12 protein-coding genes and 1 pseudogene are annotated in these 14,147 nt (G+C 73.8%); 6 read left to right on the forward strand and 7 right to left on the reverse strand.

Features of this window, described 5'->3' with window-relative positions:
* Nucleotides 1–25: 25 nt before the first annotated feature.
* Complete coding sequence (locus tag V6V16_RS16960) at nucleotides 26–967, reverse strand: sensor histidine kinase (protein ID WP_334563200.1); 942 nt, start codon at nucleotides 965–967, stop codon at nucleotides 26–28.
* Entirely contained in the window at nucleotides 964–1,137 is a 174-nt protein-coding gene (locus V6V16_RS16965; RefSeq protein WP_334563202.1) for a hypothetical protein, read from the reverse strand. Before V6V16_RS16965 ends, V6V16_RS16960 begins: the two co-directional genes overlap by 4 nt.
* Nucleotides 1,138–1,633: 496 nt before the next feature.
* Here V6V16_RS16965 and V6V16_RS16970 point away from each other — a divergent pair, with 496 nt between their 5' ends.
* Complete coding sequence (locus V6V16_RS16970) at nucleotides 1,634–2,341, forward strand: hypothetical protein (RefSeq protein ID WP_334563203.1); 708 nt, start codon at nucleotides 1,634–1,636, stop codon at nucleotides 2,339–2,341.
* Between the two features lie 102 nt (nucleotides 2,342–2,443).
* Here the strand turns inward: V6V16_RS16970 and V6V16_RS16975 are convergent, their stop codons facing one another.
* Both V6V16_RS16975 and V6V16_RS16980 read right to left on the reverse strand, forming a co-directional pair.
* On the reverse strand, nucleotides 2,444–3,883 hold the full coding sequence (locus V6V16_RS16975; RefSeq protein WP_334563204.1) for an MFS transporter: 1,440 nt from the start codon (nucleotides 3,881–3,883) through the stop codon (nucleotides 2,444–2,446).
* Between the two features lie 82 nt (nucleotides 3,884–3,965).
* On the reverse strand, nucleotides 3,966–4,202 hold the full coding sequence (locus V6V16_RS16980) for a hypothetical protein (RefSeq protein WP_334563206.1): 237 nt from the start codon (nucleotides 4,200–4,202) through the stop codon (nucleotides 3,966–3,968).
* A gap of 146 nt (nucleotides 4,203–4,348) precedes the next feature.
* On the opposite strand from V6V16_RS16980, the gene V6V16_RS16985 reads away from it, so the two are divergent.
* A complete protein-coding gene (locus tag V6V16_RS16985) occupies nucleotides 4,349–5,488 on the forward strand; it encodes a geranylgeranyl reductase family protein (RefSeq protein WP_334563208.1) in 1,140 nt (379 codons plus the stop codon).
* Nucleotides 5,489–5,628: 140 nt separating this feature from the next.
* A complete protein-coding gene (locus V6V16_RS16990; protein ID WP_334563210.1) occupies nucleotides 5,629–5,817 on the forward strand; it encodes a hypothetical protein in 189 nt (62 codons plus the stop codon).
* 60 nt (nucleotides 5,818–5,877) lie between these two features.
* Here V6V16_RS16990 and V6V16_RS16995 read toward each other — a convergent pair whose 3' ends face one another.
* A complete protein-coding gene (locus V6V16_RS16995; protein WP_334563211.1) occupies nucleotides 5,878–7,671 on the reverse strand; it encodes a bifunctional metallophosphatase/5'-nucleotidase in 1,794 nt (597 codons plus the stop codon).
* Nucleotides 7,672–7,881: 210 nt separating this feature from the next.
* Here V6V16_RS16995 and V6V16_RS17000 point away from each other — a divergent pair, with 210 nt between their 5' ends.
* Complete coding sequence (locus V6V16_RS17000; RefSeq protein ID WP_334563214.1) at nucleotides 7,882–8,784, forward strand: SDR family oxidoreductase; 903 nt, start codon at nucleotides 7,882–7,884, stop codon at nucleotides 8,782–8,784.
* Nucleotides 8,785–8,812: 28 nt separating this feature from the next.
* Here V6V16_RS17000 and V6V16_RS17005 read toward each other — a convergent pair whose 3' ends face one another.
* Together V6V16_RS17005 and V6V16_RS17010 are read right to left on the reverse strand one after the other, a co-directional pair.
* A complete protein-coding gene (locus V6V16_RS17005) occupies nucleotides 8,813–9,472 on the reverse strand; it encodes a nucleotidyl transferase AbiEii/AbiGii toxin family protein (protein ID WP_334563216.1) in 660 nt (219 codons plus the stop codon).
* Nucleotides 9,469–9,810: a hypothetical protein gene (locus V6V16_RS17010; RefSeq protein WP_334563217.1), complete on the reverse strand. Its 342-nt coding sequence runs from the start codon at nucleotides 9,808–9,810 to the stop codon at nucleotides 9,469–9,471. Before V6V16_RS17010 ends, V6V16_RS17005 begins: the two co-directional genes overlap by 4 nt.
* A 548-nt stretch (nucleotides 9,811–10,358) precedes the next feature.
* Between V6V16_RS17010 and fdh the strand changes: the two genes are divergently transcribed.
* Nucleotides 10,359–13,658, forward strand: coding sequence for a formate dehydrogenase (fdh, locus tag V6V16_RS17015; protein ID WP_334563218.1), 3,300 nt, complete (start codon nucleotides 10,359–10,361; stop codon nucleotides 13,656–13,658).
* A pseudogene (locus V6V16_RS17020) lies at nucleotides 13,648–14,147 on the forward strand (4Fe-4S dicluster domain-containing protein); the annotation flags it as partial. The gene fdh and the pseudogene V6V16_RS17020, both read left to right, overlap by 11 nt.

Raw genomic sequence — 14,147 nt, forward strand, 5'->3', positions numbered from 1 at the left:
GCCCGGTCGGCGGCGCCGCCCCGGATCACCCCGGCAGGCGTACGTACGACCGCACCGTCGTCCCGGCGGCCGTGCTGTGTACGCGTACCAGGTCGCAGAGCGCCTGCACGATCACCAGCCCCCGGCCGCCGACGCCGTCCGCGGCCGGGGTCAGCCGCCCGGCGAGCGGGTCGGCCAGCCAGCCTTCGTCGTGGATCTCGCAGACCAGGTGTTCGGCGGTCCGCCACACCCGCAGCACGCCGCCCCCACCGGCGTGCGCGACGCTGTTCGTGGCGAGCTCGGTCACCGCGATCTGCAGGTCGGCCAGCCGGTCCTGGTCCAGCCCGGCCGCCTCGCCGTGCCCGGTCACGAACCGGCGCACGGCGGCCAGGTTGTCGAACCGGTAGGCCAGCACGGCGACCGGCTCCGCCGGTGCCGACAGGGGGACGTTGTAGCGGGCGACCACCTCCGCCGGGGCGTACCCGGGGCTCGGCCGCCGCCCGGCGCCGTCGACGAGGATCGGGTGCGTGGCATGGGCGTCGGCGAGCACGTCGGCGTCCAGCCCGCCGCTGTCGTACGGGCAGAGCACCGTGGCGTCGCGGCCGGCGAACGCCATGTTGATCAGCGCCTCGTGCTGGGCGCACGCCGGATACTCCGTCTCGCTGCGCCCGGCCCAGATCGGCTCGCCGATGATCCGCACCCGGCGGCCGGCGTGCCGCTCGATGAACGCCTGCAACACCCACGGGATGATCCGGCCCGGGTTTCGGCCGGCGCGCGTCATGTCCGCCCAGCGCACCTCGTCCGTCGGGCCGACCGCGTCGCGGACCAGCCGCAGGTTGGCCTCGGGCATCGCGACCAGCACCGGCTCCCCGGCGCGCAGCCCGTCGGTGACGAACGGCACCGTGCCCGCCAGCAGTTCGTCCGCGTCGCGGTAGAACAACCCCTCGTGCACGAAGGCGCCCGCCACCGGCACCGGCCCGGCGCTCACGTCGGCCGTCCCGCGGCGGGGACGTCGAGGAGACGGCCGAGCCGCCGGCCGAGGCGCGGACCGGCGACGGGGCGGCCGGCGGCGTCGAGAGCCGCTGGCGCGTCGCCGTACGTCCCGCAGGGGTGGTCCGCCAGGGGCGCCTGCCCGACCACCGCACCACCACCGGTCATTCGTCTCCTCCCGCTCGGCGCCTCACTGTAGTAGCCGCTGCCGAGGGCTGCTCACCGGGTGAATCGTCGACTTCGCAGGCCGGGCGCGCGCACGCCCGGCCACGGCCGTCGGCGGGCTCGGCGGGACCCTCGCCGCACTCGCCCGCCGACACGGCTTCGCCCTGCGCCGGCGCGCCGGCTTCCTCACCCGCCGGCACCTCACGCAGCTCCGGCACGTCCTGGTCCGGTTCGGCGCCCCGCGCGACGCCTGGGCGGTCGAGGCCGGCCTGTCCCGTTCGCCTCCGGGTGGCGGTCACGCGCGACGGGCGCCGATCGTCCGGATCGGCGGGTGAGCAGGATCGCAGCCGGCCGGCACCCCGCGATATCCGGAATGACCGACAAGACAACCTGGTTGCATCCCCCGTACCGCCGGAAACGAAACCCGCCCCGGCGCGGAAGTTCCCCCCAGGAGTGCTCATCCAGGGAGCGCTTCGCACTGACCGAAAGGGCAACCATCGTGAGGCACGACTTCACTCGATGGCTCCCGGCCATCGCGAAGGACTCGAAGGACCCGAAACGCAGGATCGCGCTGAGCGTGGTGGGAGTGGCGGCACTCGGCGGCCTCGCCTTCGGACCGACGGCCGTGGCCGCCCCGGTCACGAGCACCCCCCACGAGGGCGCGGTGGCGGCCATCGCGCAGGCCACCGGCAAGGGCAGGCCCGGCGCCGCCGAGGAGTCGGCGCTCACCACGGGCGGCAGCACCACCCGGCCGGCCGCCGACAAGCCCGGCCGCGAGGCGCTGATCCCGCACGGCGTGCAGGGCGCGCAGTCGCGCATCCCGCTCGACGACGCGCAGCTCGCCAACGCCCGGGCCATCATCGAGCAGGCCAAGGAGACCGGCGTGGGTGAGCGCGGCGCCGTCATCGGCATCGCCACCTCGCTGCAGGAGTCGAAGCTCTACAACCTCGGCCACCTGGGCGCGTACAACGACCACGACTCGCAGGGGCTGTTCCAGCAGCGCCCGTCGTCGGGTTGGGGTTCGCCCGAGCAGATCACCGACCCCGAGTACGCCTCGCGGGCGTTCTTCCGGGCGCTCAGCAACGTGGGCGGCTGGCAGGAGATGCCGCTGACCTCCGCCGCGCAGACGGTGCAGGTCTCGGCCTACCCGTTCGCCTACGCCCAGTGGGAGGAGCAGGCGGCGGACATCGTCTCCGAGCTCTGGTGACACCGCACGACGAGCTGGTGACTCGCACGACGACCGGCCGGTCCCGCCCCGGGGCCGGCCGGTCGCGTCGGCTCCGGACGCGGCACGGGCGGTTCCGGGCGGTCAGCGGCGGTGGCCGAGGGCGACGTCCACCAGGGCGGCGACCAGGGCGAGCGCGATGACCCCGGCCGCCAGCAGCAGCGCGTGCCGGAACGCGACCGTGAAGTCCCCGGCGCTGGCGGCCAGCGAGGAGAAGAAGACCGAGCCGACGGCGGCGATCCCGGCGGCGGACCCGATCCGCTGCCCCGTCTGGAGCATGCCCGCGCCGCTGCCCGCCTGCCGCACCGGCACCTCGGACAGGGTGAGCGTCTGGTTCGGCGCGATCACCAGTCCGCTGCCCAGCCCGGCGACGAGCAGCGGCACCGCGGTCAGCCACGGCACGGCGGCGTCGTTCGGCGCCCACCAGAGCACGACGACCACCGCGACGAGCCCCAGCACCACGGTGAGCAGCCCGACCGCGACCAGCGGGCGGCCGAGGCGGTCGACGATCCGGCCGCCCAGCGCGGACGCCGCCGCCGAGCCCAGCGCGAAGGGCGTGATGGCGAGGCCGGCGACCAGCGCGCTGCGGCCGAGACCGTTCTGGAGGTAGAGCGTGAAGACGAAGAAGATCGCGGTGAAGCCGCCGAAGTAGACCAGCGCGATCAGCGCGCCCAGGGTGTACGACCGCAACCCGAACAACCGCAGGTCGAACAGCGGGTCCCGGCGCCGGGCGTACCACCGTTCCCACGCCGCGAAGGCGGCCAGGACGAGCAGCCCGGCCGGCACCAGCAGCCACCTGCCCCGGCCGTGCCACTCCTGCTGCACCAGCGGCAGCAGGAGCAGCAGTACGCCGGCCCCGAGCAGCAGCACCCCGACGACGTCCAGCCGGCGGCGCTCCCGGGGCAGGGCCGGGCTGCCGGGCAGCAACCGCCGGCCCAGGACCACCGCGACGACGCCCACCGGCACGTTGACGAAGAACACCCACCGCCACCCGTGCTCCTCGCCGCCGGTGGCGATCAGCAGACCGCCGAGCAGCGGGCCGATCGCCGTGGAGATGCCGATGGTGGCCCCGAGCAGTCCGAACGGGCGACCCCGCTCGGGCCCGCGGAAGAGCTCCTGGATCAGGCCGGTCACCTGCGGGTTGACCACGCCGGCGGCGGCGCCCTGGAGTAACCGGGCCGCGATCAGCCACTCGGGGGAGCCGGCCAGCCCGGCGAGCGCGCTGGCCAGCGTGAACAGGGCGATTCCGAAGACGAACGCGCCGCGTCGGCCGTGCGCGTCGCCGAAGCGCCCGGCGGAGACCAGCACCAGCCCGAACGTCAGCGCGTACCCGGAGAGCACCCACTGCAGGTCGCTGGGGGAGGCCCCGAGGGCCCGGTCGATCGACGGGACGGCCACGTTGACGATGCTCACGTCGAGCAGCGTCATGAAGGCGGCGACCAGGCCGACGCCGAGGGCCTGCCAGCGCCGCCCCTCGTCCGGCGGCGCGCCGGCGTCGGCCGGTGCCGCGTCGGCGGGGCTCATGGCGGCGTGCGCCGCGCGGCGGTGACCGGGCACCGTTGCGCGCCACCCGGGCCGGCGGCGCGCGAACGCGGCGCCCGGCGCCTCACGCCATCTGGCGGGCGCAGAACCGGGGACCGAAGTCCAGCCCGGCCATCGGCGAGTCCTCCCGGTGCAACAGGTTCTTCTCGGTGAGCTGGTGCAGCGGCGCGCGCAGCTGCTCCTCGCTGAGACCGGTCTCCTCGGCGATCAGGTCCGGGTACGGCACGTCCCCCCGCGCCTCCAGCGCCGCGACCGCGTCGTACACGCGTTCCTCGACATCCGACAGTCGCACCTGCCGCATGGCCTTCCTCCTTCGCCTCCCCGCCCCGGGCCGGGCGGTTTCCTCGCGCGGTTACCCGGTGCCCGGCCGAAGATGCCCACCCGATCGGGCGGTACCCGGGCCGCGCCGGCGACGCCGCGCGGCGTGGCTTGCCCTAGGCTGCACCAGTGATCGTCTGGGATCTCGCCGTCGTCGGCGCCGGCCCCGCCGGGCTCTCCGCCGCGCACGCCGCCGCCCGCGCCGGCCTGCGAACGCTGGTCGTGGAGCGCGCCGCCCACCCGCGCTACAAGACCTGCGGGGGCGGTCTGATCGGCACCTCGCTCGCGGCGGTCGCGGACCGCATCGAGGTGCCCGCGCACGACCGGGTCGACCGGGTGACGTTCACCCGCGACGGGCGGCGCCGGTTCACCCGCCGGCATGCCGCGGGTCCGCTGGTGACCATGGTGCGCCGGGAGGAGTTCGACGACCGGCTGCGCGCCGCCGCGGTCGCCGCGGGAGCCGAGGTCCGCGAGCGTGTCGCGGTCCGTTCCGTCGAGCAGGACCCCGACGGCGTACGCCTCAGACTCGCCGACGGCGAGACGGTCCACGCCCGGACGGTGGTCGGGGCGGACGGCTCGTCGGGAGTGACCGCGCGGCACGTGGGGGTCCGCCACCGGCAGGTCGACCTGGGGCTGGAACTGGAGCTGCCCGTGTCGCCGGGGGAGCAGGCCCGGTGGCGGGGTCGCCTGCTGCTGGACTGGGGCCCGTTGCCCGGCTCGTACGCCTGGGTCTTCCCCAAGGGCGACCGGCTGACGGTCGGCGTGATCGCCGCGCGCGGCGAGGGGGAGCGGACCCGCGCCTACCTGCGAAGCTTCGTCGACCGGCTGGGGCTGTCCGGAGTGCGGCCGGCGCACGACTCGGGTCACCTGACCCGCTGCCGTGCCGGGGACTCCCCGCTGCGTCGGGGCAGGGTGCTGGTCGCCGGCGACGCGGCGGGGCTGCTGGAGCCGTGGAGCCGGGAGGGCATCAGCTACGCGCTGCGCTCCGGTGAGCTGGCCGGCGCGGCGGTCGCCTCCGGCGACCTCGCCGGCTACGACCGCGCGGTGGAGCGGGAGCTGGTGCCGTCGATGCGCGCCGGGCACCGGCTGCTCGACGTCTTCGCCCGGCACCCCGGGGTCTTCCACGCGCTGCTGGCCAGCCCGCCGGGCTGGCGGATGTTCGTCCGGTTCTGCCAGGGCCGGGCCAGCTTCGAGGAGACGCTGCACCGGGCCCCGGTCCGGGCGGCCCTGGCGCTGCTGGACCGGCTCCCCGCCGGCGCCGGACGCTGACCCGTCCCGTCCCGTCCCGACCGCCGACGCAACTCCCGTCACCCAGGATCCTAGGATGCTCTAGCGGTGGTGACGCCGATCCTGCGGGCGACACGAACCCCGCCAGCGGCGGAGAATGGCCACATCGAGGGGAGACGCCGATGACCGACCACGCCGGCCCGTCGTTCACCGACGAGGAGTACGCGTTCCTGCGGCACGTCCGCTTCGGCGAGATGCCGCCGACGGCCCGCCCGGAGGAGCGGACGGCGCTGACCGAGACCGACCCCCGCCGGGACCAGCCCGACCCCGGCGACGGGCGGGACCGGTGGGATCTGCGGCACGGGGCCTGACGGCCGCCGGACGCGGACGGGCCGCGGGCGATCCGCCCACGGCCCGTCCGGTGCCCGGGATCAGAAGACCGGCACGCCCTCGCGCACCAGCTTCCAGTTCGGCTGGTGGAAGTCGGCCGGGTCGATGGTGCCCCGGGCCTGCGCCCAGTCGATCAACAGCTGGCGGATCTCCTGCTGCTCGTTGTAGACCTGGGTCCTCACGATGCCGGGGAAGTTGCCGCCGCCGCTGCGCCGGTAGTTGTTCACCGCCACCACGAACCGCGCGTCGTCCGCCACCGGCGTGTCGGTTCCGGGCAGCACCAGGCGGGTGATGCGCTGACCCACCGGCCTGGCGATGTCGATGTCGTAGTCCACGCCGGAGAAGACGTCGTAGTTGTAGTCCGGTACGGCCGGGTCGCTGATCGCCGTCGGATCGACCGGGGCGCCCGGTGCCAGGGTCCGGAAGTACTTCGCCGAGTACTCCAGGTAGGCGCGCACCTCGGCGCCGCTGAGCACGACGGCCTCGAGGGTGTTGTCGAAGACGTACAGCCCCGCCACGTCGCGGATCTTCACGTCGCCGGCGGGGAAGACCGCCGTCCGGCTGAACGGCGCCGCGATCGACAGCAGCGGCAGGTCCGCGTACGGCGTGCCGGCCAGCGCCCGGCCGACCACCTCGGTCTGGACGTGGTTGATGAAGTCGAGGATCGGGGTGTCCCGGTACCGGCTCTCCGCCGCCGACAGTTCCACCGTGGAGCGGGCCACGACCTGGTTGACGTACGCGACGGTCTTGCGGTGCTGCGCCCGTACGGCGGCGAGGACCCGTGGATCCTCGGTCACGGTGTTGGTGTTGAGCAGGGCGGCGGTCTTCTTGACGATCTTCCAGCGGCCCCGCTCGCGGGCCAGTGTGAAGTCCATCCGGCTCAGCCGCTGGCCCCACTTCGACGGCTCGGTGAGCAGCACCTGCTCGCCGGTGCGCTCGTTGGCCACGAACTTCTCGGCGACCTCGGCGTGGGCGTGACCGAAGAGGATCGCGTCGATGCCGGGGACCCGCCGGGCGATCAGCGCCGTCGGGTTCTCGATCGGCAGCTCCGGGCCGTAGCTGGAGGTGCCGCTGTCGCCGCCGTGCGCCGAGATCAGCACGATGTCCGCGCCGCGCGCCCGCATGATCGGCACATACTTCGCGGCGGTGGCGATCATGTCGTCGAAGCGCAGCCGGCCCTCGACGTTGGCCCTGTCCCAGATGGCGCTGCCGGGATTGGTGAGGCCGAGGATGCCGACCCGCAGCGGCGGTGCGGCGGGACCGAGGGAGACCTTCTTGATGACGAACGGCAGGAAGGCCGGCTTGCCGGTGGCGACGTTGACGGCGTTCGCGGCCAGCGCCGGGAAGCCGAGCTGCGAGATCCACCTGGTGAGCAGCGGCAGGCCGTAGTTGAACTCGTGGTTGCCCAGGGTCACCGCGTCGTAGCCGAGCACGTTCATGGCGTTGGCCATCGGGTGCGTCTCGCCGGTGGTGGTGATCGGTTCCTGCTTGGCGTAGAACGTCGCCAGCGGCGTGCCCTGGATGGTGTCGCCGGCGTCGAGCACCAGCGTCTCCCTGCCCCGCCGCTCGGCGCGGATCCGCGTGACCAGGGCGGCCAGCTTGGCGACGCCGACGTCGTTGTGCTTGCTGTCGTCGTACTCGGCGTCGGAGTAGTAGTCCCAGTTGTAGACGTTGCCGTGGGTGTCCGAGGTGCCGAGGACCGTGAGGTCCCAGGTCCGCGACCGGGCCGCGCCGGCCGCCTGGGCGGGTGCGGCGGCGATCAGCGGGACGCTCGCCGCCGCGGCCGCGGCGGCGGCGAGCACCGTCCGACGCGACGGGCCGGAGGGAGAGGTCATGAGTGCCCTTCCATGGGGGTTCGGGGCGCCCGGTGAGCACCCGAGCGCACCATAAACGAGCCGTCGTCGCTCCTGCCACAGCGGCCCGTGGTGTTTCGCCCCACCGCCGTCGACCCCCGTGCGGGTGTAACACCGTGGCGACCGTTTCCGCCCGCCGCCGCAGGGTAGGGCGGTGGAGGAGACGGATCAGACCGGTGCGAGGAGATGTCGGTGAGCGAGGACCAGCACACCCAGCAGGACCCCACCCGCCAGTACGGCCAGCAGGAGGGACAACCGAAGCAGCAGCAGACGCCGCCCGGCTCGACCGGGGAGATGACCCCCAGGCCGGATCACGGCGAGGAGACGTACCGGGGCAGCGGCCGGCTCGACGGCCGGCGGGCGCTGATCACCGGCGGCGACTCCGGCATCGGTCGGGCGATCGCCATCGCGTACGCCCGCGAGGGCGCCGACGTGCTGATCTCCTACCTCGGCGAGGAGGAGGACGAGGACGCCCGGGAGACCGTCCGGCTGGTCGAGGAGGCCGGCCGCAAGGGCATCGCGGTACGCGGCGACATCACCGACGAGCGGCACTGCCGGGAGCTGGTCGACCGGACCGTACGCGACCTCGGCGGCATCGACATCCTGGTCAACAACGCGGCCTATCAGATGTCGCAGGACGAGGGCATCCTCGGCATCAGCGACGAGCAGTTCGACCGGGTGCTGAAGACCAACCTGTACGCCATGTTCTGGTTGTGCCGGGCGGCGGTGCCGCGGATGGCCGAGGGCTCGACCATCATCAACACGGCGTCGATCCAGGCGTTCGACCCCTCGCCGCAGCTGCTGGACTACGCCACCACCAAGGCGGGGATCGCGAACTTCACCAAGGCGCTCGCCGCCGACCTCGCCGAGCGGGGCATCCGGGTGAACGCGGTGGCCCCCGGTCCGATCTGGACGCCGCTGATTCCGGCGACCATGCCGGAGGAGAAGGTCGAGCAGTTCGGCCAGGACACCCCGCAGGGGCGGCCCGGTCAGCCGGCCGAGCTCGCTCCGGCGTACGTCTTCTTCGCCTCCCAGGAGTCCAGCTACGTCACCGGGGAGATCCTGGGTGTGACGGGCGGACGCCCCACCAAGTAGCGGCCACCCGTCGCGGCGTCGGGAGCCGTCAGCGGGGCCAGGGGACCAGGCGGTCGCGTACCCGGGCGACGGCGGCGGGGTCCAGCCCGTAGCGGGCGAAACGGCGGTCGGGCAGCCGGTCCAGATAGCGGCCGGCTGCCCGGACGTCGTCGTCGTCCAGCGCCGGGTCGAGCTGGCGGGCCAGGGCCAGCAGGTCCGCCACGTCGTGGTGTTCCAGGGCGGCCGCCACGTCGATGTAGTCCCGGACCTCCCGCCGGTTGACCAGGGCGGCGGTCTTGTTCGCCATCAGGTCGCGCACGTCCATCACCGGCCCGAGGTCCATCACCACGGGGCTGCGGTGCCGGTCGAGGCGGGCCAGGCTGAGCCGGATACGCCGCCCGCCCCGGCCCACCACGAAGTCCTTCAGGTCCCGGTCGAACCCCTCGAACAGGTCGGCCAGCTCGCTGTCCGGATCGGCGTCGGTCACCTCGAACCCGGCGCGTTCCAGCGCCGTGCGGACCACGTCGGCCGCGGCGGCGGCGGCCCCCTCGACGTCGGCGAAGAGGTCGACGTCCTCCGTCGGGCGGGTCACCAGCCCGTGCGCCGCCCAGGCCACCCCGCCGCCGAGCACGAACCGGTACGGTCCGGCCGCGGAGAGGGCCACCCGGGCCACCTCGCGGTAGAACTCGTGCGGATGGGGGGCGCTCACGCCGTACGCAGCCCCCGGTGCCGGCTCTCCCACGCCTGGCGTACGCCGCGGGGCAGGTTGAGCAGCCGCCACACCCGGCGTAGCGTGCGCCCGTTGACGAGCAGGCGGAGATCCTCCACCCGGGTGGTCTCCCGCAGCACGTTCTCGTACATCCAGAGCAGCTCGTCCGGATCGCCCAGGTCGAAGGTGCGCTCCGCGTTCCACATCAGCCGCACCGGCAGCTCCACCACGCCCCGGGTGGGGCCGGTGAGTTCGGCGAGCGTGCGGGCCACCACGGCCGGCCGGCCCGGACGGGCCAGGTGGGCCGTGCGGGTCGGCGCGGGGGAGAGGGCCTGCATGCTGTCAGGGTAACCCCAGGTCGGGCCGCTCGGGATCGCCGTTTCGCCGGTGTCGCGGTATACCGGGTGAGGTCGGGATGGTTTCGGTTTCCCGTCGACGCCCACCGCCGCGCCCGCGCGCCGGGCTGCGTTCAGGCGGACCAGCATCTCCACCACCGACCCGCCCCCGTGACCGGTGTCCGGTTTCGGGGCGGCTGTCCGGTGCGGCATCGCGGCCCTCGGGTGTCCTGGGTTGGTCACGGCGCGGTTGCCCGTTTCGGCGTGTGACCGGGGGCACCGTGGGGGCGGAATCGTGGCGGGGGCGGGGTCGTTACGGAATACCGTCTGGCTGGAGCCGCGTCGCGCCACTCGCCGAGAGGCGACCTGCACACCGACGACAGCGCCGCCCCCGGGCCCGCGGGCCCGGGGGCGGCGCTGTCTCGCGCCCGCGCGGGGAGCGGGCGACGACCGTCGGGGTGGTGATCCGGCGGCACGGGTCGCGGTGCCGCGCGGCCTGGCCTATGTTCATGGTGGCTGTGGCGGACGGGCCGGGAGAGGGGGTGTCGCGCGTGGGCCTGCGGACCTTCATCCAGGGCTGGCCGGTCTACCGGCAGCTCACCGGCACCGACCCGCTGGGCCGGGGCGCCGCCGCGCGGTCCGACCGGTCGGCGGGGCTGACCGCGCGCACCGAGACCGCCGACAGCGTGGTCCGCTCGGTCTGCCCCTACTGCGCGGTGGGCTGCGGTCAACGCGTCTTCGTCAAGGACAACCTGGTCACCCAGATCGAGGGCGACCCGGACAGCCCCATCTCCCGGGGCCGGCTCTGCCCGAAGGGCTCGGCCAGCAAGAGCCTCGTCACCAGCCCGCTGCGGCAGACGAAGGTCCGCTACCGGCGGCCCTACGCCACCGAGTGGGAGGACCTGGAACTCGACGTCGCGCTCGACATGATCGCCGACCGGATCCTCGCCGCCCGCGCCGAGACCTGGGAGGACGTCGACACCCAGGGCCGGCCGCTCAACCGCACGCTGGGCATCTCCAGCCTGGGCGGCGCGACGCTGGACAACGAGGAGAACTACCTCATCAAGAAGCTGTTCACGGCGATGGGGGCCCTCCAGATCGAGAACCAGGCGCGCATTTGACACTCCGCCACCGTCCCCGGTCTGGGGGCCAGCTTCGGTCGCGGTGGCGCGACGGACTTCCAGCAGGACGTCGCCAACGCTGACGTCATCGTCATCCAGGGCTCGAACATGGCCGAGGCCCACCCGGTGGGTTTCCAGTGGGTGATGGAGGCCAAGCGGCGCGGCGCAAAGGTGTTCCACGTCGACCCGAGGTTCACCCGCACCAGCGCGCTGGCCGACACGTACCTGCCGATCCGGGCGGGCTCCGACATCGCGCTGCTCGGCGGCGTGGTGCGGTACATCCTGGAGAACGAGCTGGACTTCCGGGAGTACGTGCTGGCGTACACCAACGCCGCGACGATCGTCAGCGAGCGTTTCGTCGACACCGAGGACGGCGACGGCTTCTTCTCCGGCTTCGACCCGGAGACGGGCAGCTACGTCCAGGACTCCTGGCAGTACGCGGGCCACGAGAGCGACTCCGGCAGCGGGCACACCGCGAAGGAGCGCGACACCGCCGCCGGGCTGCGCCACGAGTCGCACGGCGCCCAGGTGGGCGGGCAGGTCGAGCGCGACGAGACGCTGCGGCACCCGCGCTGCGTCTACCAGATCCTCCGGCGGCACTTCGCCCGCTACACCCCGGAGATGGTGGAACGGGTCTGCGGCATCCCACGGGAGAGGTTCCTGGAGCTGGCCCAGGCCTGGACGCAGAACTCGGGCCGGGAGCGTACCGGCGTCCTGATCTACTCGGTGGGGTGGACGCAGCACAGCGTCGGCGTGCAGTACATCCGCACCGGCGCGATCATCCAGTTGCTGCTGGGCAACATGGGCCGCCCCGGCGGAGGCATCCTGGCGCTGCGCGGGCACGCCAGCATCCAGGGCTCCACGGACATCCCGACGCTGTTCAACCTGCTTCCCGGCTACCTGCCGATGCCGCACCACGCCGACCACCCCACCTTCGACGAGTGGGTGGACAGCATCCGTCACCCCGGTCAAAAGGGCTTCTGGGGCAACGCCCGGGCGTACGCGGCGAGCCTGCTCAAGGCGTACTGGGGGGACGCGGCGACGCCGGAGAACGACTTCTGCTACGGCTACCTGCCCCGGATGACCGGCGACCACGGCACGTACCAGCAGGTGCTGAACATGATCGACGGGAAGGTGCGGGGCTACTTCCTGCTCGGCCAGAACCCGGCGGTCGGCTCGGCGCACGGCCGGGCCCAGCGCCTCGGCATGGCCAACCTGGAGTGGCTGGTGGTCCGCGACCTTTTCATGATCGAGAGCGCCACGTTCTGGCGGAACAGCCCCGAGGTGGCCACCGGCGAGATCGTGCCGGAGCGGTGCGGGACGGAGGTGTTCTTCCTGCCGGCCGCCTCGCACGTGGAGAAGGAGGGCACCTTCACCCAGACCCAGCGGCTGTTGCAGTGGCGGGAGAAGGCCGTCGAGCCGCCGGGCGACGCCCGCTCCGAGCTGTGGTTCTTCTACCACCTCGGGCGGCGGCTGCGGGAGAAGCTGGCCGCCTCCGACCTGCCGCGCGACCGGGCGCTGCTCGACCTGGCCTGGGACTATCCCACGCACGGCCCGCACGCCGAGCCGAGCGCCGAGGCGGTGCTGCGCGAGATCAACGGCTACGAGGTGGCGTCCGGCCGTCCGCTCTCCACGTTCGCCGAGGCCCGCGACGACGGTTCCACCGCCGTGGGCTGCTGGATCTACTCCGGGGTGTACGCCGAGGGCGTCAACCAGGCGGCCCGGCGCAGGTCGCGCCACGAGCAGGACTGGGTGGCCGCCGAGTGGGGCTGGGCGTGGCCGGCGAACCGGCGCACCCTCTACAACCGCGCCTCCGCCGACCCGCAGGGCCGGCCCTGGAGCGAGCGCAAACGCTACGTCTGGTGGGACCCGGCGGCCGGGGAGTGGACCGGCTACGACGTGCCGGACTTCGAGCGGACCAAGCCGCCGACCTACCGTCCGCCGCAGGGCGCGTCGGGCCCGGAGGGGATCGCCGGCGACGACCCGTTCGTCATGCAGGGCGACGGCAAGGGGTGGCTGTACGCCCCCAGCGGCGTGCTCGACGGCCCACTGCCGACGCACTACGAGCCGGCCGAGTCGCCGGTGCGCAACCCGTTCTACCGCCAGCAGGCCAACCCCACCCGCAAGGTGTACGCGCACCCGGTCAACTCGGTGAACCCCAGCCCGCCGCAGGAAAACAGCCAGGTCTTCCCGTACGTGTTCACGGTCAGCCGGCTCACCGAGCACCACACGGCCGGCGGGATGAGCCGTACGGTGCGGCCGCTGGCGGAGCTGCAACCGGAGATGTTCGTCGAGGTCTCCCCGGAGCTGGCCGCGGAGGTGGGTTTGGCGCACCTGGGCTGGGCGCACCTGGTCAGCGGGCGGGCGGTGATCGAGGCGAAGGTGCTCGTCACCGACCGGCTCAGCCCGCTGCGGGTGGACGGTCGGGTGATCCACCAGGTGTGGCTGCCGTACCACTTCGGGTTCGAGGGCCTGGTGACCGGCGACTCGGCCAACGACCTGTTCGGGATCACCCTGGATCCGAACGTGCTGATCCAGGAGAGCAAGATCGGCACCTGTGACGTGCGTCCGGGCCGCCGGCCCACCGGCCCGGCCCTGCTGGAGCTGGTGGCCGAATATCAGCGGCGGGCGGGCATCGTGCCCGGTCATCCGGCCCCGACGCTCACCCCGGGGGCGATCGCCCCGCCGGTCCCCGCCGACGGCGCCGGAGAGGGCCGCGATGCTTCCTGACCCGAACAGCCTCTCCGGTCCGCTGGATCCCGCCCCGGAGGCGGGCTGGACCGACGCGCCGCCCCGGATGGGCTTCTTCACCGACACCAGCGTCTGTATCGGCTGCAAGGCGTGCGAGGTGGCCTGCAAGGAGTGGAACGACGTGCCCGGCTCGGGGCTGGACCTGCTCGGCATGTCGTACGACAACACCGGCGCGCTGACCGCGAACTCGTGGCGGCACGTCGCGTTCGTCGAGCAGCCCCGCCCGGCCGGGCACCGCGCCCCGCCGTTCGCCGGCACCCCGACGCAGGGTTCGGCCAGCGCCTCGTCGGCGGCCGTGGCGGCCGGCGTCGGCAACCCGACGGGCACCGCGCCGGGGGTACCGCCGGGTGCGGCGGGCGCGGCCGCGCGGATGGCCGCCGGCACCGGTCCGGGGTGCGGCCGCGCCGGCGGGGGTCCCCCCGTCGCGGCGGACCCGGGCCCGGGCATCGGCGGGCCGGAGTGCCTGGG

It is taken from the genome of Micromonospora sp. CPCC 205561 (assembly GCF_036906775.1).
In the GTDB taxonomy this organism is placed as follows: domain Bacteria; phylum Actinomycetota; class Actinomycetes; order Mycobacteriales; family Micromonosporaceae; genus Micromonospora.

Bases quoted from the DNA above. Each gene is read 5' to 3' on its own strand.
- V6V16_RS16990 (WP_334563210.1), top strand. From the start codon at position 5,629: ATGACCGACCACGCCGGCCCGTCGTTCACCGACGAGGAGTACGCGTTC.
- V6V16_RS16975 (WP_334563204.1), bottom strand. From the start codon at position 3,883: ATGAGCCCCGCCGACGCGGCACCGGCCGACGCCGGCGCGCCGCCGGAC.
- V6V16_RS17010 (WP_334563217.1), bottom strand. From the start codon at position 9,810: ATGCAGGCCCTCTCCCCCGCGCCGACCCGCACGGCCCACCTGGCCCGT.
- V6V16_RS16995 (WP_334563211.1), bottom strand. From the start codon at position 7,671: ATGACCTCTCCCTCCGGCCCGTCGCGTCGGACGGTGCTCGCCGCCGCC.
- V6V16_RS16980 (WP_334563206.1), bottom strand. From the start codon at position 4,202: ATGCGGCAGGTGCGACTGTCGGATGTCGAGGAACGCGTGTACGACGCG.
- V6V16_RS16965 (WP_334563202.1), bottom strand. From the start codon at position 1,137: ATGACCGGTGGTGGTGCGGTGGTCGGGCAGGCGCCCCTGGCGGACCAC.